This is a genomic window from Nitrosomonas sp. Nm33 (assembly GCF_900107265.1).
Taxonomy (GTDB): Bacteria; Pseudomonadota; Gammaproteobacteria; order Burkholderiales; family Nitrosomonadaceae; genus Nitrosomonas.
Genome location: NZ_FNPJ01000169.1, coordinates 1 through 1,071 on the forward strand (window position 1 = coordinate 1; position 1,071 = coordinate 1,071).

The window sequence follows — 1,071 nt, forward strand, 5'->3', positions numbered from 1 at the left end:
GCACATTTCTCCTGTGAGAGTCGTGAAAATAGGCTATCGACATACAATTTTGGTAGTCTTTTTAGGTTGTATGCCATGGCTTGCAAAATATGCCAGGCATGTGCTTTGGCTAGACCACGGTATCGCAGGATTTTGACTCCAAACCAGCGCGCCTGACTGCCAAAGGTACGCTCTACCACATAACGGACTTTCGTGATCAAGCGATTGCGTTGTAATTGTCGCTGTGTTAGAGGTTTGTTCTTCACCGCCCTATCCTGAATACCATTTTTAATACCGCGTGCTTTCAAAGCTGCACGGTGTTTCTGGCTACAGTAAGCCTTATCAGCATGAACCCGAGTGCCTGATTTGATTTCGACCTTTTCGAGTAAAGTTATTAAAGGCTTGCTGTCATGGCAATTGGCAGCCGTGGTTTCAACTGCTAGCACTAAACCATTGCCATCAACCATTGTGTGCTGTTTATAACCAAATATTGATTGGCCGCCTTTTTTCACCCAGCGCGCCTCAGCATCCACGCCAGGTTGAACAACTTCAATCACACGCATAGCCGCTTTCGCATCATCTTCATCATCTCGATCTTCCCGATCATTGACCACTTCGTAGGGTGGTTTGGTCTTCGGTTTGCGCGGACTTTGTGTGATGCTCGCATCCACATGACATCCCTTGGTTACCGTGATGTTGTGCGCCTGAATTTGTTCATTGATTCTCTCCAACAACCCATCCCATGCGCAAGCTGCCGTCAAGCGTGTTCTAAAACGCGATAACACTGAATGATCCGGAACATTATCTTCCAGATACAAACCCAAAAAACGCATCACGTGCAGATTCGAGTTAGCCATATCTTCTACCGCCTCATCACTGAGACCACCATTCCATATGCCGACTAACAGCATTTTGAAAAGCAGTAACCCAGAGTAAGCAGGGCGACCTGTAGCATCGCTTGTAGGCGCATAATGCTGAGCAATTGCTTTCTCTATCGGGTTCCAATCAATCAACTGATCAATTTGGTTTAGAAAATTGCCTTTGCGGGTGCGGCGAGTAACATCAAAATCTGAAAAACTCATATAAATTACC

The 1,071-nt window shown here is 46.0% G+C and carries 1 protein-coding gene; it reads right to left on the reverse strand.

The genetic code is table 11. The annotated features are described in order from the left end of the window. Positions 1 to 1,061 (reverse strand): IS5 family transposase (locus tag BLV54_RS15320; RefSeq protein ID WP_090572425.1); only part of this gene is annotated, 1,061 nt, incomplete at its 3' end. Between the last annotated feature and the right edge of the window lie 10 nt (positions 1,062 to 1,071).